This is a genomic window from Gottfriedia acidiceleris, assembly GCF_002128425.1.
GTDB lineage: Bacteria > Bacillota > Bacilli > Bacillales > Bacillaceae_G > Gottfriedia > Gottfriedia acidiceleris.
In genome coordinates, this window is the sequence record NZ_NESS01000006.1 from 127,904 (window position 1) to 149,754 (window position 21,851).

19 protein-coding genes and 1 riboswitch are annotated in these 21,851 nt (G+C 33.1%); of the genes, 13 read left to right on the forward strand and 6 right to left on the reverse strand.

The features are described 5' to 3' along the window. The first annotated feature begins 24 nt into the window (after window positions 1–24). The 3 genes from B6K90_RS13095 to B6K90_RS13105 all read left to right on the forward strand — a co-directional run bounded on the left by B6K90_RS13095 (window position 25) and on the right by B6K90_RS13105 (window position 3,183). Entirely contained in the window at window positions 25–333 is a 309-nt protein-coding gene (locus tag B6K90_RS13095) for a PTS sugar transporter subunit IIB (protein ID WP_088013219.1), read from the forward strand. Window positions 334–507: 174 nt separating this feature from the next. After that, window positions 508–1,806, forward strand: coding sequence for a PTS sugar transporter subunit IIC (locus B6K90_RS13100; protein WP_088013220.1), 1,299 nt, complete (start codon window positions 508–510; stop codon window positions 1,804–1,806). Between the two features lie 285 nt (window positions 1,807–2,091). Further along, a complete protein-coding gene (locus B6K90_RS13105; protein ID WP_088013221.1) occupies window positions 2,092–3,183 on the forward strand; it encodes a DUF871 domain-containing protein in 1,092 nt (363 codons plus the stop codon). Between the two features lie 299 nt (window positions 3,184–3,482). On the opposite strand, the gene B6K90_RS13110 is transcribed toward B6K90_RS13105, so the two are convergent. After that, entirely contained in the window at window positions 3,483–4,532 is a 1,050-nt protein-coding gene (locus B6K90_RS13110; protein ID WP_088013222.1) for an NAD(P)/FAD-dependent oxidoreductase, read from the reverse strand. Between the two features lie 202 nt (window positions 4,533–4,734). Here B6K90_RS13110 and B6K90_RS13115 point away from each other — a divergent pair, with 202 nt between their 5' ends. The 4 genes from B6K90_RS13115 (at window position 4,735) to B6K90_RS13130 (ending at window position 8,537) form a co-directional block, all read left to right on the forward strand. After that, window positions 4,735–5,580, forward strand: coding sequence for an ABC transporter ATP-binding protein (locus B6K90_RS13115; RefSeq protein ID WP_088013223.1), 846 nt, complete (start codon window positions 4,735–4,737; stop codon window positions 5,578–5,580). Continuing rightward, the gene (locus tag B6K90_RS13120) at window positions 5,531–6,451 is read left to right on the forward strand and encodes an iron-hydroxamate ABC transporter substrate-binding protein (protein ID WP_088013224.1); all 921 of its coding nucleotides are present in this window, start codon (window positions 5,531–5,533) and stop codon (window positions 6,449–6,451) included. Before B6K90_RS13115 ends, B6K90_RS13120 begins: the two co-directional genes overlap by 50 nt. Window positions 6,452–6,519: 68 nt before the next feature. Beyond that, the gene (locus B6K90_RS13125; RefSeq protein ID WP_088013225.1) at window positions 6,520–7,530 is read left to right on the forward strand and encodes a FecCD family ABC transporter permease; all 1,011 of its coding nucleotides are present in this window, start codon (window positions 6,520–6,522) and stop codon (window positions 7,528–7,530) included. Next, on the forward strand, window positions 7,527–8,537 hold the full coding sequence (locus tag B6K90_RS13130) for a FecCD family ABC transporter permease (RefSeq protein ID WP_088013226.1): 1,011 nt from the start codon (window positions 7,527–7,529) through the stop codon (window positions 8,535–8,537). Before B6K90_RS13125 ends, B6K90_RS13130 begins: the two co-directional genes overlap by 4 nt. 86 nt (window positions 8,538–8,623) lie before the next feature. On the opposite strand, the gene B6K90_RS13135 is transcribed toward B6K90_RS13130, so the two are convergent. From B6K90_RS13135 to B6K90_RS13145, 3 genes are all read right to left on the reverse strand, one after another. Then, window positions 8,624–9,211, reverse strand: coding sequence for a xanthine phosphoribosyltransferase (locus B6K90_RS13135; RefSeq protein ID WP_088013227.1), 588 nt, complete (start codon window positions 9,209–9,211; stop codon window positions 8,624–8,626). 103 nt (window positions 9,212–9,314) lie between these two features. Next, window positions 9,315–9,416: riboswitch (purine riboswitch) on the reverse strand. Between the two features lie 73 nt (window positions 9,417–9,489). Further along, the gene (locus tag B6K90_RS13140) at window positions 9,490–10,056 is read right to left on the reverse strand and encodes an HD-GYP domain-containing protein (protein WP_088013228.1); all 567 of its coding nucleotides are present in this window, start codon (window positions 10,054–10,056) and stop codon (window positions 9,490–9,492) included. 34 nt (window positions 10,057–10,090) lie between these two features. After that, window positions 10,091–11,524 (reverse strand): BglG family transcription antiterminator, encoded by a 1,434-nt coding sequence (locus B6K90_RS13145; protein ID WP_088013229.1) that lies wholly within the window; start codon window positions 11,522–11,524, stop codon window positions 10,091–10,093. Between the two features lie 392 nt (window positions 11,525–11,916). Between B6K90_RS13145 and B6K90_RS13150 the strand changes: the two genes are divergently transcribed. The 5 genes from B6K90_RS13150 (at window position 11,917) to B6K90_RS13170 (ending at window position 18,494) form a co-directional block, all read left to right on the forward strand. Further along, window positions 11,917–12,360, forward strand: coding sequence for a hypothetical protein (locus tag B6K90_RS13150; protein WP_088013230.1), 444 nt, complete (start codon window positions 11,917–11,919; stop codon window positions 12,358–12,360). 254 nt (window positions 12,361–12,614) lie between these two features. Then, window positions 12,615–12,836 carry a heterocycloanthracin/sonorensin family bacteriocin gene (locus B6K90_RS13155; protein WP_088013231.1) on the forward strand — a complete coding sequence of 74 codons (222 nt, stop codon included), beginning with the start codon at window positions 12,615–12,617 and terminating at the stop codon, window positions 12,834–12,836. A gap of 173 nt (window positions 12,837–13,009) precedes the next feature. Further along, window positions 13,010–14,956, forward strand: a complete 1,947-nt coding sequence (locus tag B6K90_RS13160) for a putative thiazole-containing bacteriocin maturation protein (RefSeq protein ID WP_088013232.1) — start codon at window positions 13,010–13,012, stop codon at window positions 14,954–14,956. Next, window positions 14,953–16,896, forward strand: coding sequence for a TOMM precursor leader peptide-binding protein (locus tag B6K90_RS13165; protein ID WP_088013233.1), 1,944 nt, complete (start codon window positions 14,953–14,955; stop codon window positions 16,894–16,896). Before B6K90_RS13160 ends, B6K90_RS13165 begins: the two co-directional genes overlap by 4 nt. Before the next feature lie 23 nt (window positions 16,897–16,919). Continuing rightward, on the forward strand, window positions 16,920–18,494 hold the full coding sequence (locus tag B6K90_RS13170; RefSeq protein WP_088013234.1) for a SagB/ThcOx family dehydrogenase: 1,575 nt from the start codon (window positions 16,920–16,922) through the stop codon (window positions 18,492–18,494). Window positions 18,495–18,815: 321 nt separating this feature from the next. On the opposite strand, the gene B6K90_RS23720 is transcribed toward B6K90_RS13170, so the two are convergent. Then, the gene (locus B6K90_RS23720; protein WP_167555358.1) at window positions 18,816–18,983 is read right to left on the reverse strand and encodes a hypothetical protein; all 168 of its coding nucleotides are present in this window, start codon (window positions 18,981–18,983) and stop codon (window positions 18,816–18,818) included. 404 nt (window positions 18,984–19,387) lie between these two features. Here B6K90_RS23720 and B6K90_RS13175 point away from each other — a divergent pair, with 404 nt between their 5' ends. Next, window positions 19,388–20,194 (forward strand): M15 family metallopeptidase, encoded by an 807-nt coding sequence (locus B6K90_RS13175; protein WP_139840727.1) that lies wholly within the window; start codon window positions 19,388–19,390, stop codon window positions 20,192–20,194. 47 nt (window positions 20,195–20,241) lie between these two features. Here the strand turns inward: B6K90_RS13175 and B6K90_RS13180 are convergent, their stop codons facing one another. After that, on the reverse strand, window positions 20,242–21,462 hold the full coding sequence (locus tag B6K90_RS13180) for a helix-turn-helix domain-containing protein (protein ID WP_088013235.1): 1,221 nt from the start codon (window positions 21,460–21,462) through the stop codon (window positions 20,242–20,244). Between the last annotated feature and the right edge of the window lie 389 nt (window positions 21,463–21,851).

Sequence of the window (21,851 nt, forward strand, 5' to 3'; positions counted from 1 at the left end):
AATTTTTAAAAGGAGAGATTTACTATGAAAATTTTATTATGTTGTGCAGCAGGTATGTCCACTAGCATCATTGTTAAAAAAATGCAGGCTTCAGCCGAGATCCAAGGAAAACAGTATTTGATCAAAGCAGTTGACCAAGGCAAAGCAGAAGAAGAAATAAAGGATAGTGATGTCGTGCTTTTAGGGCCACAAATCCGCTTTTCACTGCCAAGATTTCAAGAGCTGGGCAAGCAGTATAATGTACCAGTCGAAGTCATCAATCAAATGCACTACGGAATGTGTAACGGTGAAGCCATTCTGAAGCATGCTGAGTCAATTACTTCCAAAGCATAAGAAGATGGTAATTTTTTGTGGATGACTTGATATAACACAGCAAGATGGACAAAGCTGGATATCCTAAGCCTACGGTTGATCGGAATTTCAAGATAATCATCATCGAAAAACACACTAATCAAGTTAGATCGTATTGATGAATCATTCAAATAATTAAAAGGAGATTACAAGGAGATGAATAAACTATTCGGCTTTTTGGAGAATAAGATAGCTCCATTCACTTATAAGATTGGGTCACAAAGGCATTTATTAGCAGTACGAAATGGCGTGATGTCTACGCTCCCACTGACAATTGTTGGATCGTTTTTTGTGCTATTTCTAAACTTCCCAGTCGATGCGTTCAGTCAATGGATCGCACCGCATAAAGCTGCTCTCGATATTCCATTTCGTTTTACGGTTGGTGCCATGTCATTATATGCGGCATTTGGCGTAGGATCAGCATTGGCGGAATCATATAAATTGGATCAATTGAATGCTGGCTTTTTATCAATGCTTGCATTTCTAATTTCCTGTGTTGTGCCTGTACAGGTCACACAGCCAGTAGAAGGGGTCATCGATGCTGGACGTTGGCTGCCTATCAGCAGTTTAAGTGCCGGATCATTATTCGGAGCAATTGTTACATCTTTAATTACTGTTGAAATTTATCGGTTTTTAATAAAACACAATATTACTGTAAGGATGCCGGACAGTGTTCCGCCAGCAGTCGCAAAATCGTTTTCTGCCCTTATTCCTACTTTTGCGGTTGTGTTTGTTTTTTGGACTATTCGTTACGGATTTAATTTCAATATTAACTCATTCATTACAACTTTGATTTCTCCGCTTAAAAATATATTAGTAGGTAATAGTTTACTTGGCGGATTACTAACAGTTTTCTTAATCGTATTTTTCTGGTCACTTGGCATTCACGGTCCAGCAATTTTGGATCCGCTCATTCGTCCGATGTGGGATACAGCAATCCTTGAAAATGCAGATAAATTTGCACAGACTGGAAATGCCCACCACCTACCATATTTATTTACAGAACAATTTCTTCAATGGTTCGTATGGATTGGCGGTGCGGGATCAACCTTGGCTCTTGTTGTTCTGTTTATGTTCTCGAAAGTAAAATATTTAAAAGATTTAGGAAGGTTGGCTTTTGTTCCAGGATTATTCAATATCAATGAGCCTATTATCTTTGGTGCTCCTATCGTGATGAACCCTATACTTTGCATTCCGTTTATTGTTACGCCATTAGTGACGACGACGATCTCTTACTTTGCAGTAGTTTCTGGTTTCATTCCAATGATGATGGCAAAATTGCCATTCACAATGCTAGCGCCAATTGGGGCTGTTATTAGTACAAACTGGACCTTTTCGGCAGGTGCCCTTTCTATTCTAAACTTCTGTATCGCATTGGTCATATACTATCCTTTCTTTAAAGTGTTTGAAAAAAAACAAATGAAATTGGAAGAAGAAGGGAGACAAGCAGCCTAAGATGATTCAAATGATAAGTGCCGTTTTCACATTAATAATAGCTCATATTTTATTCGATCGTTCTAACTTTGGGAGGAAGATTACTCCTTGGGCATCGATTGGGATTTCTATTTTAGCTATCGGTTTATCCATTTTCATATTTATACTCATCGGCAGCAAGTTTGTTTCTATCATAATTGTCACAACTGTATTTTGCAGTGTGTTCGTTTCAACAAGATATAGAGACTACGTTACAAGGTTGACTGCTGACAGAAAATTATAGTCAATTAGGAGGAAGAAAAGGTAATGACAAGAAAACTAGGTGTTTCCATATATCCCGAACATTCAAAACCTGAAAAAGACAAGGAATATTTAGCACTAGCTTCTCAGTACGGATTCGAACGAGTTTTTACTTGTCTTCTTTCTGTGAATAAACCAAAAGAAATTATTATGGAAGAGTTTATAAATATAATCGCGTATGCAAAATCCCTGGGGATGGAAGTTATTTTGGATGTAGCGCCAGCTGTTTTCGAAAAGCTGGATATCAGCTATGATGACTTAAGCTTCTTTGCTCAACTAGGTGCGGATGGAATCCGACTGGATCTTGGTTTTGACGGACTAAAGGAATCAAAGATGACATATAACTCATATGGGCTTAAGATTGAACTGAACATGAGTAATGATGTCGACTATCTAGAGAACATACTAATGCACCAAGGTAATAAGTCTCTGCTGCTCGGTTGTCATAATTTTTATCCGCAAAGGTATACAGGTTTGCCATATGATTTCTTTATAAAATGCAGTGAACGATTTAAAAAGCATGGAATCCGCACAGCAGCATTTGTCACTTCTCATCACGGCAATATCGGCCCTTGGGACATTAATGATGGCTTATGTACAATAGAACAACATCGTTCCTTGCCAATTGATGTACAAGCAAAGCATTTATGGGCTACAAAGTTAATTGACGATGTCATAATCGGAAACGCATATGCAAGCGAAGATGAACTGCAGCTACTTGGATCCTTAAATCGTGATTTTGTGGAACTAAAAGTAAAGCTTCAACCGGAAATATCTGATACAGAGAAGAACATCTCACTGGGGGAGCTTCACATAAGACGTGGGGACATTAGTGAATATATGATTCGTTCGGTAGAGGTTAGGAAAAAATTTGCTACTGAAGATTTCCCAATTCGCAACAGCATTAAGCAGCAAAAAGGGAGAATCTTCATCGGAAACAATAGCTTTGGAAAATATAAGGGGGAGCTCCAAGTTGTGTTGAAAGACATGCCGCTAGATAGTCGGAAAAACTATATTGGGGATGTTGTGGAGGAAGAGCATTTCCTTATTGATTATATTCAGCCTTGGGGTACTTTTGCCTTAAAGGGTGAGGAATAATACTGGTTTCTCGTAAATAGATTGATAGAATGTGCTTTGTGACATAAGAGAAAACAAATGAAGACTGCATTTTCAAAGATGATCCAACTAGGACATCTCTTGAAATGCAGTCTTATTCACTCCAACATTTTTTATGATCAGTAGTGTTAAATTCATTATCACTTAACAAATAAAAAAACGAATTCGTTTAGAATACGTTTTTGGAGTATTTGCTTAGCAAAAATTTGCTAAAATTACGCTTCCAGATAAAACCGTAATGTTTTAATTAATCTTGAAAAAAAGACATCATTTTTTCAAGATTAATTCATCATCTGTTTAATTAATTCACGATTTCGTTTTTTAAATACTTCGTTATGAGATGAAACCATTGCTGACCCACTAGCATCTGGTTGGATATATTGCTTCGCTTTATTAACGGCATTAGCAGCGTCTTGAAATGCACCAGCAATTAATTGTAGCTTTCCTTCATGCATTAGAATATCTCCAGCTGCATAAATCCCCTCGATTGAAGTTTCACTCGTTGTATTGCCTTTAATATAGAAATCTTGAACCATTTCTACTTTTATTTCACTGTTATTTAATAAAGAAGTATCTTGTTCATAACCGTGGTTTATGATTACCTCATCGATAGCCAAATGAGATAATTCACCAGTTTCATTATTTGTAAGTTCAACCTTTTCAATCTCTTCATGGTTTTCACCAGCGATTAATTTTGTAATAGATGTATTGAAAAGACATTCAACTGAACTATTCATTAATTGAGAGACTTGTGCTTCATGACCCTTTAGAGCATCTTTTCGGTAAGTTAAATAAACTTTCTTAGCAATTGGCTCTAATTCATTGGCCCAATCAATTGCAGAGTTCCCACCGCCAGAAACGATTACAGTTTTATTTTGGAAATGTTTAAGTGATTTTACTGTATAGTTTAAGTTTGAGACTTCGAATCTTTCTGCACCATCTATTTTAAGCTTTGTTGGATTTAAAATACCGCTTCCAACTGCAACAATAACTGTTTTAGAATAATGTTTTTGACCTGAAGCTGTATGTAAAACAAAAATGCCATTATCGTCACGAGTGATTGTGTCGACTTTTTCATTTAACACAACAGTAGGATCAAACGTTAATCCTTGCTGAACAATTTGACCGATAAACCTCTCGCCAGGGATTGGTGGTTGTCCTCCAACATCCCAAATCATCTTTTCAGGATAACAATGAACCTTACCGCCTAAATCAGGTTGAAATTCTATTATTTTTGTTTTCATTTCTCGTAAACCACTATAAAAAGCAGAGTAAAGTCCAGCGGGACCTCCTCCGATTACTGTTACATCATATAGATCGTTCATGTTCATTCGGTTCTCACTCCAGAATATTCTGTCATTGATTATCATTCTCAGTAAAATATAAACCATTTTTGAGAATTTTTCAATGATTTCACTAAAAAATAATATTGACAATATTAGTAAATAGACTTATATTTACCTAGTAACATTTATTGATAATAATTATCATTATCACTAATATTTGAAATACTAAATGAATGGAGGTCCGTTTATGGTACGGTTATATACTAATGAATTGACCATTGGTTATGGTGATCGTTTGATTGTAAAAGACCTTAATATAAAAATTCCGGATAAACAAATTACAACAATTATCGGTTCAAATGGATGCGGTAAATCGACTCTTTTGAAGGCGATTACAAGAATCATCTCTCATCAATCCGGAACGATTATTTTAGATGGGGAAAACATTGCTTCAGAGAATACTAAATTACTAGCTAAAAAAATGGCGATTCTTCCTCAAACACCAGAGAGTGCAAGTGGTTTAACAGTAGGTGAACTAGTATCTTATGGTCGATTCCCATATCAAAGTGGTTTTGGCAGATTAACAAAAAAAGATATTGAAGTAATTGACTGGGCACTTGAGGTTACAGGAACAAAGGAATATAAATACAAGTCAGTTGATTCACTTTCAGGAGGCCAACGCCAACGAGTTTGGATCGCAATGGCGTTAGCACAAGAAACTGAAATCATTTTCCTTGATGAGCCTACTACATATTTAGATTTAGCTCACCAGCTCGAAATTTTGGAGTTGTTACAAAAGCTGAATCAAGAGCAAGAACGTACGATTGTAATGGTTTTACATGACCTAAATCAGGCAGCTCGATTTGCTGATTATATTATCGCACTTAAAGATGGAGAAATCGTAAAAGCAGGTTCTTGCGAAGAAGTCATTACGCATGAAATTCTAAAAAAAGTTTTTTCAATTGATACAGTAATTGGAAGAGATCCAAGAACAAATAAACCAATGTGCGTTACATACAATTTACTTAAGGGAGAAGAGAAGAATGAAGAAAATCTTAATACCATTTCTTTTAATATTCGTGCTAATTATTAGTGCATGTAGTAAAGGAGCACCAAGTACAGAAGGCTCTAAGAATGAATCAAAAAAGTCTGGAACTATTACATATCAATCTCAAAATGGTCCAGTGAAAGTCCCAGCAAACCCTAAACGTGTAGTAGTGTTATCTTCGTTTGCAGGAAATGTAATGTCTTTAGGTGTTAACATTGTGGGAGTAGATTCTTGGTCTAAGTCGAATCCTCGCTGGGCTGAAAAATTAAAAAATGCTGAAGAAGTTTCAGATGATAATATCGAAAAAATTATTGAGTTAAATCCAGATTTAATTATAGGTTTAGATAATGTTAAAAACCTTGATAAATTAAAGAAAATCGCACCTACTGTAGTTTATACTTACGGCAAAGTAGATTACTTAACTCAACATATTGAAATTGGTAAATTATTAAACAAAGAAAAAGAAGCTAGGGCATGGGTGGATGATTTTAAAGCACGTGCACAAAAGGCCGGTGAAGAAATTAAAGCTAAAATTGGTCCAGATGCAACAGTTTCTGTAATTGAAAAATTCGACAAGCAGCTTTATGTATACGGTAACAACTGGGGTCGTGGAACAGAAATTCTTTTCCAAGAAATGAAATTAAAAATGCCTAAAAAAGTTGAAGAAAATGCATTAAAACCAGGTTATTATGCAATATCCTTAGAAGTACTTCCTGAGTTTATGGGTGACTATGTAATCTTCAGTAAATTTGATCAAACTGATACTTCTGTCGAAAAAACAGATACTTATAAAAATACACCTGCAGTAAAGAATAAGCACGTTTTCGAAGTAAATGGAAGTGAATTCTACTTTAATGATCCAGATACTTTAGATATGCAATTAGAATTCTTTAAAAAGAAATTTTTAGGTGACTAACACAAATAAGAGTAGGAATTTTCTATGATTCCTACTCTTTCATTCTATACAGAGAAGATGAGAGGCTAATGACACAAAAAAACAAAGGTTCTGTTCCATTCTTTTTTAAACTTATATTGGGGATAATTATTTTTATAGTGATGTTTGTAATTGCGATTGTATTTGGTGCAGCGGATACAACTGTTCGTGATGTATGGAATTCGATTTTTACAAACATGAATAGTCAACAAATTTCTATTATTAGAGAATTACGTTTACCCCGAGAGGTAGCAGCAATATTTGTAGGGGCAGCTCTTGCGGTGGCAGGCGCTATTATGCAAGGGATGACAAGAAACCCACTTGCAGATCCAGGTTTGCTAGGCTTAACGGCAGGAGCAAATGCAGCCTTAGCAATAACAATGGCATTTCTACCAAAAGTAAATTATTTTGGGATTATGATAGCTTGTTTTATTGGTGCAGCCGTTGGTTCGCTAATCGTTTTTGGTATTGCTACAGCGAAAAAGGGAGGCTTTTCTCCATTTCGGATTGTATTAGCAGGGGCGGCAGTTACAGGCTTTTTAACTGCTATATCTGAAGGTGTAGGGATTTATTTTAAAATATCTCAAAATATTTCAATGTGGACTTCGGGTGGACTAGTTGGTACTTCATGGGGTCAAGTAAAAACAATTACGCCTTTTATTGTAATAGGAATCCTAGTAGCAATTTTCTTGGCACGTCAATTAACAATACTTAGCTTAAACGAAGAGGTTGCTGTAGGTTTAGGTCAAAATATCCCAAGAATCAAAGTAATCTTATTTGTAGTAATCGTTTTACTAGCTGGAGCAGCAGTTGCTCTAGTAGGAAATATGGCATTTCTAGGTTTAATGGTACCTCACATGGTACGTGGGTTCGTCGGAACTGATTATCGATTTATTATACCGATGTCTGCTATTTTTGGAGCAACATTCTTACTTTTGGCAGATACACTCGGGCGAACAATTAATATACCTTATGAAACACCAGTTGCAGCGATTGTTGCAATGATTGGCCTTCCTTTCTTTTTATTTATTGTACATAAAGGAGGCAAAGAATTTTCATGATACAGCCTGCTATTATTAGAAAACAAAGGTTAATTCTGTTGATACTCTTTATACTTATTCTCTTAACAATGTTTATAGGAATGGGTATGGGGTTTTCAGCAATACCATATAGTAGATTGCTTCCAACATTTTTAGGTGATGGTACATTTAAAGAAGAGTTTGTGATCTTTTCAATTCGATTACCTAGAATGATTATAACTTTAATGGCGGGAATGGCACTTGCATTATCTGGTGCAATTTTGCAAGGAGTAACACGAAATGATATGGCAGAGCCTGGAATACTAGGTTTTAATGCTGGTGCAGGAGTAGCTATTACAGTATTCTTTTTATACTTTCCAATTGAAGCAGGTTCGTTTGTTTATTTAATCCCAATCGTTGGATTTTGTGGTGCCATTGTAACGGCAATTATTATTTACCTATTTTCTTATAAGAAAAATTCAGGATTACAACCTATAAGACTAGTTTTAGTAGGTATTGGTTTCTCGATGGCTCTTTCAGGAATCATGATTGTATTAATTTCATCTGCAGAACGTGCAAAAGTAGATTTTATTGCAAAATGGTTAGCAGGTAATATATGGGGAACAGATTGGCCGTTTATTTGGGCATTCTTACCTTGGCTAATTGTATTAATTCCGTTTACTTTATATAAAGCAAATACATTAAACCTTCTTAATTTAAATGAGCCTGTTGCAATTGGTGTAGGGGTTTCGTTAGAAAAGGAAAGAATTATTTTAATGTTAGTAGCAGTTGCATTAGCTGCATCTGCAGTTTCAGTAACAGGAGGAATTGCGTTTATCGGATTAATGGCACCACATATTGCTAAAAGCTTAGTTGGACCAAGAAATCAATTATTTATACCCATCGCTATTTTAATTGGTGGATTATTACTATTAGTTGCCGATACAATCGGAAGAAACTTAGTCGATCCAGAAGGAATACCAGCAGGGATTATAGTAGCTCTAATCGGTGGACCTTACTTTGTATATTTAATTCTAAAAAAGACTTAAAGACCAAATAAATGAGTTCAGTTGCTCAATAAAAAAAGACATTGTCTGAACTACACTATCGTTCAAACAATGTCTTTTCTTTATTCTTAAACAGTTAATTCTTCGTTTAAGTATTTAATTTGTCCATCTTTTAAAGATTGAATACGAGCAAGAGATTCTACTCGATAACCACGATTACGCAAAATCTTTCCGCCATCTTGGAATGATTTTTCAATTACGATTCCAAAACCTACTGTTTCTGCCTTCGCTTGTTCTATAATTGAAAGTAAACCAAGAGCTGCTTGTCCGTTTGCTAAGAAATCGTCTATTACTAATACTTTATCACCTTTGTCTAACCATTTATGAGAAATAGAAATTTCATTTTCTTCTTTTTTTGTAAATGAATATACTTTTGAAGTGTAAACATCTTGCTGCATTGTGATTGATTTTTTCTTACGAGCAAAAACTAGAGGGACATTTAAAGCAAGTGCTGTCATTAGCCCAGGTCCGATACCAGAAGATTCTATAGTAACTACTTTTGTTATTTTTTCTTCAGAAAATAATCGCGCAAATTCTTCACCAATTTCTTTCATTAAAACAGGATCCATTTGATGATTTAAGAAAGCATCCACCTTTAATACATCATTTGCTAAAACGATTCCTTCTTGTTCAATTTTTTTAAGTAATAATTCCATAATGATCCCCCTTAATCTAAACAAAAAAACTCAAAACATGTACTTCACTGTATAAAATGAGTGAAGTAACACATTTTGAGTCTTTCATTCACTAGAGCAAAATGTCAGATGTGTTACCACTCATAGTCGGTAAATTTACGGTTAACCGGTAGAAACTTGTGAGCCATATCCTCACTATTATACGAGTGAAATTTATAATTTTAATGAAACTATAACATGTTAATAGATTCTGGTCTAGCAATTAATAGGTGTAAATTATTAGCATTATTGAATCCTACTTAATACAATTTACAAATAAACTTAGTGAACTCCGTTACTAAATCCTGGTCATAAACAGTACCACTTAGCTTTTGAATTTTTTTTAACGATATTTCAATTGAACATTTCTTTCTATATGAACGGTCATTAGTTAGTGCGTCAAAACTATCAATGACTCTAACTACTTTCGAATAAAAATCAATTTCGTTACAACATAAACCTTCATAACCAGTCCCATCAATATTTTCATGATGATAACGTACAGCATTTAAAATTTCATTATCATATAAAAAATCTTTTAATAAATCATATCCATAAATTGTGTGGTTCTTCATTAGATTCCACTCGAAATCAGTAAGAGGACCTTTTTTTGCGACGATTGAATTTGGTATTTTAAGTTTACCAATATCATGTACATAACCAATAAAATGTAATTGATTGGAGTGATGTAAAGAGAGATCTAAATATCTACTGAATTTATACGACATTTCTCCCACACGCATCCCATGTAAGAAAGTATCATGATCAAGTTGACTTAATAGGTCAACTAACTCATTTGTGACTAATGTTGGCCTTTCTTTTATCATAAAATCACCTTTGAATGCTTATTCAAAATAAAATTTATTTTAATAAATGTTCGATATGATTAATATCGCGCTGTGACAGAGTAGAACTAATTACCACAATTGGAACAATTTCTATATCAATTTGAAAATCAGCAATGATCAAGTCCAAACATAATTCACTAATCGTTTCAGGACTCAGTTCACCTTTTTTGAGTTCAACAAATTGGATTTTATCTCCAAATTCTTTTATTAGTTTAGCTGTTATATACTGACGTACACCATAACCTTCACTACTTAATAGTAGAACCCTCTTTTTTACTAATGATAATTTAATGATTACTGCTTGAATATTTAAAGTTATTTTAGCAATTACTTCATTATTTACTTCGGGGTATGAAAGGGATTTACACCAATTACGAAATACAGTTTTTACTTTATAAAATAACTCCGGATAACGCTTTTTAACATAATCAGAAATTAGACAAGAGCGATCAATTTTACCGTTTAAAAAAAGAACTAGGGAAAGTGCTTTAAATTGTTTTTGAAGAGTGAGAATAAAGTCATTTTGATCATGTAGTTTTATACTTAGCTTTTTTTCGAGCATCGTAACGAGCTCATATAATTCTAAGTAATGTTTTTCATTTTTTTTATGATAGCTGTTTATTATTTTATCTTGGCGTTCATCACCACAAGAGAAATAAGGGTATGCGGAAATCATTAGAGAAAGAGCGTTAATTTCATTTAATGGAATTGATACTTTATAAATGTTTTGTAGTTGCACACAAATATCAGTTGCAATCGAAAAGAACTTCGAATCTTTAATATTGTTAGAAGGATTTAAGTCCAATTTTATATCACGATCCATTCTTTGAAGCATCGTACCAACATAATATATATATCTATATAAAGTAGGTGGAAATAAAAGTAAATTATTTTTTTCAGCTGACCTTGTAACTACTTTTTTTATGATAGAAAACGATAGTGAATCATAAGGCCATTTATTCGTATAGGAATATAGACCATATAGAACGTCACAGCATAAGATTCTTTTTTGAAGCTCATTACCTACAATTTCAAGAGGTGCACGCTTTAAACTTAAATTATATGATTTCAATAAAGTGTCTACTCTTTCGAGAATTTTATAAACAGTATTATGATGTGTATATAATACTTTGCCTAAATCATTAATATATTCAATCTCTTTGATTAGAATAAACATGATTACTTGAAGCGATAGAGAATTCTTTACAAAGAGTGAACGAATTTGATCAAGCGAGGAATTAATTGGATTTTTTATATAAATACCTTTTCCTTTTATCGTTTCAATATGCCATCCATCTGGGAATATTGCATTAATTATTTGTATATCAGTTCTAATTGTTTTCTCAGTACAATTTAAATTTTTAGCAAGCTCCTCCGTTTTGAACCATTTTTCTTGACTGCTTAAAACATCGATTAAGTGTAATCTTCGTAAACTCGCCTTATCCATCTCATCTCCTACTTTGATCTAAAATAATTTTTTTACTAACTAAAATAAATCAACATTTTTTGTGATAACACTCACATAAAATGTTGTTGAGATAATGTTTTCAAAATTATTTTAAACTTTGATGATTGTTAAGGATATGACTATTTTTACCGTTAAAAACGGTAAAAAATATATACTAATCGACAATGTCCCTTTAAATGATGAAGAGCATGCGTCGATTAATGAAATTTTATATATTAACTGTTTTTACCTATCAAAAAGGTAAAAATTATCATATGAAACTTTAATAAGCAAGGCTATAATTTGTTTTGAAAAGGAACTCGGTTAATTTGTGATTTTTTTCGGATGTGATCATGATTGGTGCTCTAAATTGAGAAATGAGGAGGGAAATGATGGTTATAATAATACTGCTTTTTATCCTAGGAAAACTTTTGCTAGTTCAGTCTTTTTTACATAGTCGAATTACTTTGTTAGGAGTATTATTTAGTATTTTTATTGTTGTTTTGCTATATTTACTTCCAATCTTTTTAAAATTCAATAAAAGAGAACGATATATTGGTTATAGTTTTACTTCATTAGTGGTTGGAACAATATTATTAATTTGTACTGTTTATGAAAGGTATGCTGTTTTTGTTTCTTACACTCTAAATCAAAAAGAAGAAATCTCCAACTCAATATTCTCTTTTTTTATGATAGGTGACTTATTTTTCATTTTCGATTTTTTATTACTAATGTACTTCTTACTATTTAAAGTACATAAAATAAAAATACGAACAAGTAAAAATAATGGTCAATCAGATTCTCCACTTAAAAACATTACGCTTAATGAAGATTAAAGAGTATAGAAAAATTGAATGACTTACGAAAACCTCACTTTTGAAGTGAGGTTTTTTGCATTTTTAATCAGTTCGTAAGTTTACTAAGGAGTAATAAATTGGGCAATTAAATCGGTAACAATGCCCAAGTACTCAACATATTTTGTTGTTGAGAGTCTGCGTTTTAGTAGATTCAAATTAGGGACTCGTATTTATTTTTTATAAGTACGTTATATTTTTATTCGCTTTCAAATTTTATGTAGGAGGTTATAAAAATGTATGATTTTCAAAGAGAGCTTCAACAATTAAACGTTGATCAGTTTCAAGCTAGTCAAGTAGTTCCATGGGATTATAATCAGTATCAAAACCAAGATGCTCGAGTTTGCTTTGCATGCTTTTTCCCTATTTTTAGTTGTTTTGGTTGTGGAGGTTGCTTCGGTTGTGGAGGCTGCGGAGGTTGTTTCCGTTGCGGAGGCTGCGGTCGCTGTCACCGTTAATTGTAATGTTGCATAAAAACTATGAGTCTATATAGACAATCAACCCCTACTGATCTTTGTAGGGGTTATCTAGTTATGTTATGACATAAGGAATACAAAATATACATAGGATTATGAAGAAAGTATTTGTGAAATTCAATATACAACTCACGGAATCGAAGGGGTTGAAAAGGATGTCAAAATTGAATCCATCTGCACGGCTAAAGGTTAACCGAGATACTTTTTTTGTACCTGATTCAAATGGAGGTGTCTATTTTAGGAATAACTTAAGTTCATTTAGAATGGAAGGTGCTTCTGTTTACCAGTGGATCGAAAAGTTACTTCCTATGTTTAACGGTGATCACTCATTAGACAATTTAACAAATGGATTGCCTGACCAATACCGAGATAGAGTATTTGAAATTGGTGAAATTTTATATAAAAATGGCTTTGCGCGGGATGTAAGTAAGGATCATCCACATCAATTATCTGAAGATATTTTAAACAAGTATGCAAGTCAAATTGAGTTTTTAAATTGTTTTGGGGAGTCTGGGTCCTATCGTTTTCAAACCTATCGCCAATCCAGAGTGTTGGCAATTGGTTCTGGAACAATTGTCACTTCGCTAGTTTCAGCATTATTAGAGTCGGGGTTAGCGAAATTCCATCTTTTAATAACAAGTACAGAAAATAACGATAAAAAACGTATAAAAGAAATTGTAGACAATGCACAGAAGACGGATAGTGAAGTCGAAGTTGTATTAATGAAGAGAGAGAAGCTTTCCTTACAAGAGATTGTATCAACTTTTGATTCGATTTTATACGTATCAGAAGATGATCGTGTTTATGAGCTTAAAATGCTTAACGAGATTTGTAAAAGAGAGAAAAAGAGATTCATTCCAGCTATTTCTTCACAAAAGATCTGTATGGCAGGACCACTAGTGACTTCAGATTCTGAAGCTTGCTTTGAATCAGCATGGAGAAGCGTTCATCAAAACATACTCTGTAAAGAGGAAGGCAACCAACCATTGTCTTCAATTACATCGGCAATGTTGGCAAATATAATGGTGTTCGAGCTATTTAAGGATATTACAAAGTCACGCGAGACAGAAAAAACTAATCAGGTTTATATTATTAATCAAGAGACGCTAGAGGGCAGTTGGCACACATTCTCTCCTCATCCACTAGTGACTGGGAAAGCAAAAGCTAAAATAGTTCGTAATTTTAAAGAAAAGCTAGAGCAAAACAAACCTAGAGGAGATCAAAGTAAGTTATTAACTTATTTAGGTCAGTTCAATTCACAAGAAACGGGATTATTTCACGTTTGGGATGAGGGCGAATTAAATCAACTTCCGTTAGCTCAATGTCGGATTCAAGTAGTAGATCCTCTTACAGAAGGCCCTGTAAAACTATTAACAAGTACGATTTGTACTGAGTTAACTCATGAAGAAGCACGAATAGAGGCGGGGCTTACTGGAGTTGAAATGTATGTATCCCAAATTGCCGGTCAACTTATTAAGAACTCAGAGACAGATGTTGTAGAGTCTGTAGAACCTGGGGAATACATCGCAATAGCTACTGGTCAAACTTTTTCAGAAAGTATTTGTAGAGCCCTAAAAAAATATTTGTCTGAAGAGCTTAATAAACAAACGAGTGTTCATAAAAATCATATTCAGGAAATAAACGCGATAAAAATTGAAGATGATTGTGCTCAATTTTATTTACAAACATTAAATACAATACATGAATCTCCAAAAATAGCATTAGGAAAAGAGATTTGTGGATTTCCAGTAGTCTGGGTTGGTACAAAAAAAGGTTGGTATAGAAGCGTTGGTTTAAATTTAACGATTGCCTTACAAGAAGCACTTAAACAAGTACTTAAGGAGTCACAAAATAAAACCCCACTACTTGCATCAACAGCTATCCAGAGTTCGTCAGTTTTAGTGGAAGAACAGCAAATACCCGAAATTTTTATTCCTGAATCTAATCGTGCAAAACATACTGATTTATTAATCTCAGCGATGGATATTTTAAAACAGAATAATATGCAAATATTAACATTGGAGTTTGTGCTTGAATCGATTAATATAGATGAACTTGCGGGAGTTTATGGTGTCTTGTTAAGAGAGGTGAGCTCGATTTGAATTCAACGGTTACCATTTTTGGAGAGGGATTATTAAGTAAATACACATCAGAAATTCTTTTAAATAAATATAAAATAGTTCACCAGAAAGATTTAGAGTCGAAGGTTTCTGAGGATACTAGTTTAATACTTTTTTTGGATGACGCATGGAACCCTAAAGTATATGAAAAAGCAGATGAAATTTTTAGAACAGGAACTGTTCCATGGCTACGTGCTTGTGTTTCATTTGGAGAAGGTGTAATCGGACCTTTAGTACATCCAGGGCAAAAAGGATGTATAAAGTGTGCCGATTTTAGACGTCTAATGGCTGGTAGAGAGCGCAGAGAAATGCTAGAAATAGATCATCAGTTATTAGATGGTGATGGAATATCGGACGATGTATGGGGAACAAGAACGGGACTTTTACAAATGGCTTACTTAATTGCTGCTGAAGTAGAGAAATTTATGAACGGTAAAGAAACTCGTCTAGAGGAACGAATTTTTTTATTAAATATGAAAACATTCAAAAGCTCTAATCACTTTTTTTTACCAAACCCGCTCTGCCCAATATGTGGTGAATTAGAAGATGATACTTCTGATTCGGCGATTATTTCACTTGAGCCTAGTATGAAAGTTTCTCCAACTAGTTATCGTAGTCGTTCAATGGATGAATTAAAAAAAGTGTTAGTTAATGACTATTTAGGTCAAAAGACAGGTTTTTTAAATGGTAAGGCATATGATCTAACCACTCCATTTGCAGATGTGGTTGTAAACTTACCGTTACTTCAAGGGGATGAAGGTACAGCAGGACGTACATTATCATATGAATCTAGTGAATTAACTGCCATTTTGGAGGGCCTAGAAAGGTATTGCGGTCTTACTCCACGAGGAAAAAAAACGGTAGTACATGATAGTTATAACAACGTAAAAGATTATGCAATTAATCCCGAAATTGTTGGTACGCATTCAAAAGAGCAATATGCTCTGCCGCATTTCCCATTTAAGGCGTTTAATCCTAAACGGAAGATCGATTGGGTATGGGGCTATTCATTTATGAAGGAAAAGCCGATTCTTGTACCAGAGTTGCTTTCATACTATAGTCTAGGGTGCGGTCACGGTTATGTGTATGAAACTTCTAATGGATGTGCTTTAGGAGGCAGCTTAGAAGAAGCTATATTCTACGGTATTTTGGAAATTGTTGAACGGGATTCATTCTTAATGACTTGGTATGCTCAGTTGCCTCTTCCTCGACTTGATCCAAAATCGGCTAAAGATCAAGAGCTCGATTTAATGATTGAACGCATGCGCTTGGTCGGAGGATATGATCTTCATTTATTTAATTCGACGATGGAGAATGGAATTCCAAGTATTGTTGCCATTGCAAAAAATCGAAAAGAACATGGATTAAATCTCATTTGTGCAGCAGGTGCTCATCTAGATCCGGTTCGGGCAGTTAAAAGCGCAGTGCATGAGTTAGCTGGAATGATGTTAACATTGGATAAAAAGTTTGAAGAAAATTACGTTCAAAATATGAAAATGCTTTTAGATAATAACCTTGTTAAGCAAATGGATGACCATGGAATGTTATATGGTTTACGTCAAGCAGAGGAGCGTTTGAAGTTTTTATTAGATGATAACCGTCCATTAAAAACTTTTGAGGAAGAATTTAAATGGAATACGAACCATCTGGATTTGACGAATGATCTTAAGGATATTCTTCAAGTATTTAAACAATTAAATCTTGATGTGATTGTAGTTGATCAAACTACACCTGAAATCAAAAGAAATGGATTATCTTGTGTAAAAGTCTTAATTCCAGGGATGTTGCCTATGACATTCGGCCATCATCTAAAGCGATTGAATGGACTTGATCGAGTGTTGAAAGTTCCTGTTAAAATGGGCTATACGAAGAAGCCGCTAAAGCCGGAGCAGCTCAATCCATATCCGCACCCGTTCCCATAGGTGGTGTATTAGGAGGTAATTGGATGAGTTTACAAACATTTCTACACAATCTTCATTTTGATATTGAAAAGGCAAATCAATCGGATTGGGAAGTTGATTGGGAAGATGCTCCTCTAACTTATAAACTTTATAAAGATTTACCTACTATTCCACTTTCTCTTAACGTTCCATTATCCTTAAAAGAAAAAAGGAACGCATTCGAGCCGAATTTAGATGAAATTGGCTATTTTCTATGGTATGTATATGGATTAAACCAATTAGCTCAAACAGCATTTACTTCCGGTTCCAACGAAATAGTTAATATGATGTCTTCAAACCGAAGATTCATCCCCTCTGGTGGAGGATTGTATCCGAATGAATTGTATATATATCTTAAGTCCAATCAAGTTTCTTCGGGGATTTATCATTATGATGTAGCTAGGCATTGCTTAGTTTTATTAAGAGAAGGAAATTTTGATTCTTATGTATCAAGAGCTTTAGGAAATAGGTGTGATCTACCAAAGTGTTTTAGTACTATTTTTATTTCAACAATGTTTTGGAAAAATTTCTTTAAGTACAATAATTTTTCTTATCGGCTCCAAGGGTTAGATTGCGGAGTACTAATTGGACAGATTTTAGAGATGGCTCAATGCTTTGGGTTTAAAGCTGGAGTATATTACCAGTTTCTAGATCAAGCTATCAACCACTTAATCGGTGTAAACGAACGTGAGGAAAGTGTGTACGGAGTAATTCCGCTCTCTATTGAAGAATCTACCTTGATTTCAAAAGATAATATAAAAAGTAAAAATTACAATTCAACGGATCTAAGCAGAGAGTTACAGGCAATTTCACATAAATATTTAGTAAAATCGAAAAAGATTAGAGAGTTCCCGATGCTAATTAAACTGAATAAAGTATCGATGATCGAATCGACTCAAACATTTAGAAAAGTTGATGAAAGTGTGGACTCTTTAGATGTACGACATCGAATAATTTTACCTAAAGTGGATCGTCTATCCTATGATTTAGCTAGCGTATGTAAAGAACGGTTTTCACCTGAACTGGACTATGTTTTACGTCCTGTTAGTCAAATAAACTTAGCAACATTACTTAAAGAGGCGACAGCATCCTTCTCATATATAAATGATTTAGATGACTCCTTTAAAACAAATAAAAACCGGCTAAAGTTATATTTATGTTTGTATAACGTTGAAGGGATTAACAATGGTGCTTATTATTATGATGATCAAACGCATACGCTAGTACAAATAAAATTAGGCGATCATCGTATGCAACTCCAAAGTGGAATGAATGCTCCTACCGTCAATTTATTCCAAGTGCCAATCTGTATACATGTAGTGGATAATAAGGAACATATAAAATCAACACATAGTTATAGAGGCTACCGGATTCAACAGATGGAAGCTGGCATAATGATTCAGCGTTTACTAATAATCGCATCAGCATTAGGAATGGGGGGGCATCCACTACTTGGATATAATGTAAAATTATGCGATGAGTTATACCAATTAGAAGAACTAGGAAAAACAAGTTTAATTCAAATTCCAATAGGTCATTATCGAAATCGACCTTGGTTAAAAGGAAATTTGCATAGTTAATACATTTTGGTTTTAAGATTGTTAATTAAAAAGTTCAAAACTAAAACAAGGATACTTTCTGGTATTCTTGTTTTTTTGTTACAGTTTATAACATATATAAAGAATAAACTTAGAGAGTAAATTTTGAAGTAATGAATCTACAAAACCCAATGGTAGCGCGGGCTAAATGCTCAATCGACATATATAGACATACAAAAGTCTCGGAAATTAGATCGAATAGTTCTTTCGAATTAAAATTATATAGTATACTTAATTTTAGTTATTATCTAAATATAAAATAAAAAAACCTTCCAAAAGAAGGTTTTTTATTTTTGAAAAAATTTAGCGTAAAAATCCCCAAAGAAGAATTGGCGTAATTAAAAAAGTATAAAGTAAAAACTGAAGTATAATAATCGGTGCAATTTCTTTAAAATCTTCAGCCCAAAATTTAGCAACACCAGCAGTTATAGCTAGTTCTAATAAGGGACCAAAGCAAATTAACCATTTCATATTTTATTCTCCTGTATATAGATTCTTGGATGGATTTGCCTTTTTTGAGAAAATTCTTCCTAAAAAAATCTTTAAACAAATAGGTTATATGTCTACCAATAAAATTATATTAACACAATTTTAAAATTGTTATAAATACTATTTTTTAACATAACATATAATTAAAAAAAATGTCAGATTATAAAACTTTTTGTATAATTAAATCGTCTATTTTAAGTAAAACAAAATATAAAAATTTTTATGGTTAGGTTTTGCTTATTGTTTAATGTTGATTTTTAGTAGTTTGATTAAAAGAATTCGTGACGATACTAGAGCAATACAACTTTGATCAACTATTAAATTTTTTCGAAACAATCAATTGAAGAAATGATAAAAAGGATAGAAATAATAGGAGGAGAAAACCATTGTCCAGAAGTGAAAAAAATCGTAGAAAGAAACCAATTATAGGAATTGCAATTTCTTTAGTATTAGTAGCTGGTGTTGCAGGTACACTTTATGAAAAAAACAAAGAACCTAATACGATTGTTATAAAGAAGAATGCTAAAGTTAAAACAGATATTGTAAAAAATGATAACGTACTTAATTTTCCAGATTATTATAAAACAACGAAAGAAGATGAATCTGGATTATTAGAAGTGTTAAACGTTGATTCAAATTTAGTATTAGTTAATAAAGATCGAAAGTTACCAGATGGTTATGAACCAAACGATCTTATCTATCCATCAATAAAATTAAATGGAGCAGTAAAAGAAAAAACTAGAATGAGAAGCGAAGCTGGACATGCATTAGAGAAGTTATTTGCTGGTGCATCTTCAGATGGTTATACGTTAACTGCAATATCTGGATATCGTTCGTACGATCGCCAAGTTTCTTTATACAATAATTACATTTCTACACATGGCGAGGAATGGACTAAAGCATATAGTGCACTTCCAGGAACGAGTGAGCATCAGACTGGATTAGCGATAGATGTTTCTTCACCGTCTTTTGGTAATGCTTTAGAAGTTGATTTTGCTAAAACGCCTGAAGGAAAATGGTTAGCAGAACATGCACATGAATACGGCTTTATTATTCGTTATCCAGAAGATAAAGTAGACATAACAAACTATCACTATGAGCCATGGCATATTCGATACGTTGGAAAAGAATACGCTACTTATTTATATACGCATCATCTTGCACTTGAAGAAGCGATGCCAGCTAAAAAATAATAATAAAAAGGCATGTCTCATTTAGTTTGAGACATGCCTTTTACTATCTACTGATTGATTAGTGTATTCGCCATACTTAATGCTTTACGGGTTTGTTTTTGTTTAATGTAATAGTTAAACAATTCTTTTTCCGACTGATTGATTAAATAAACGAAACCTACTTTTTTGAAAAATGGTAATGAATATTCGGCCAAGTATTGATGATATTCTTGTTCTTTTTTCAAGATTAAAAGGTCTAATAAGGTGAATAGGTTGATAAAAAGTTTGTCGTTTTTCTTGATAGCTATATCAAGCCCTTCACTTACAAACTGTAATAACTCACCCTTAGGTAATAGTTCACCATAGTATGAGCTTCGTATAAATCCTTCTAGAGAAAGTAAATACGGTACAGACTTAGAATCTTTCAATTTCATAGACTCAAAATAGTATTTTTTTGCTAAATCATAATTTTTTCTTCGGTAATATTCGAAGGCCAAATTATGATACACCCTTGCTTTTCGGTCTGATGATCTACAAATTTCACAGCTTTGAATTAAGTTTTCAAATCTTTTAATCGTCTCAGTAAATTCTTCATTATCTTTAACTTGTATTAGCATAAGCATTTCTGAATCGATTACTCGAAGATAGGAATTAATATTTTTAAAATACTGACGTGCTTTGTCAGCATAAAAATAAGCCATTACGGGCATTTCATTAGAATGGTAAGCTGATGCTAAATGATAATAATATTCTTCATTTGTATACTCTGCATTATTAATTTTCTTCAAAACTTTCATAGCAAGTAAAGGTTCATGGTTCGTTAAGTGATAAATACCTAACACATGTCTAAAAAGATTTATTTCATAAGGTGACAATTTATGCTTCATTTTTTTTATTTCATCAATGAGCTCTTTTGCTTCATTCATTAAATTACGAATTAATAAATATCTGATACGAAGTAAATTATATTGATTAATATAATTTGAAATTTGAATCAACTCTTCCTGCTCAAGTTCAAGGTTGATTTCTTCTATTTCGTCGAATAGCTGCATTACAATAGCCTGCTGCCAACTATTTATACGCATTTTTATATTTTTTAATTTTGAAATCTCTTTTTCGATTTTTATTCCAAGTCGATCAGATAGTAGGGTTATTATTTCATGTGCATACTCAGTTTGAGATCTTTCTATTTTACTAATATGAGTACTAGAACAAATTCCTTTCCCTAACTGTTCTTGTGTCATCTGAGATTTTTCACGATAATATTTTATGATTTTCCCCTCATACATAACAAATTTCTCCCTTTAGAAAATCTTTTTATTAAAAGTTTGAGCAGTAGAAAACCAGCAATTCCCCCAAGTGAATAATAAAAATTTCTATTGAATTTAAATGATTTTCTTCCAAACATAATCTATAAATCAACAAATTTAGTAAAATATGAGACTTTAACTGTAAAAAGAATAATTAATTATGATTTTTAATGGCGAAAAATAGAATATAAATGAAAATTTTGTTTGAAATAACCCCCATTTACCATGAAAAATAGCTAAATTACAATTAAATTGTTAGACTTATCTAATTATTCTAATTCTTATTTTAACATTTTTTTTATCGGATGAATGATATAGATTTATCCACTTAATCATTTTTTTACTTATTTAACTAAAGCAAGTAGAAG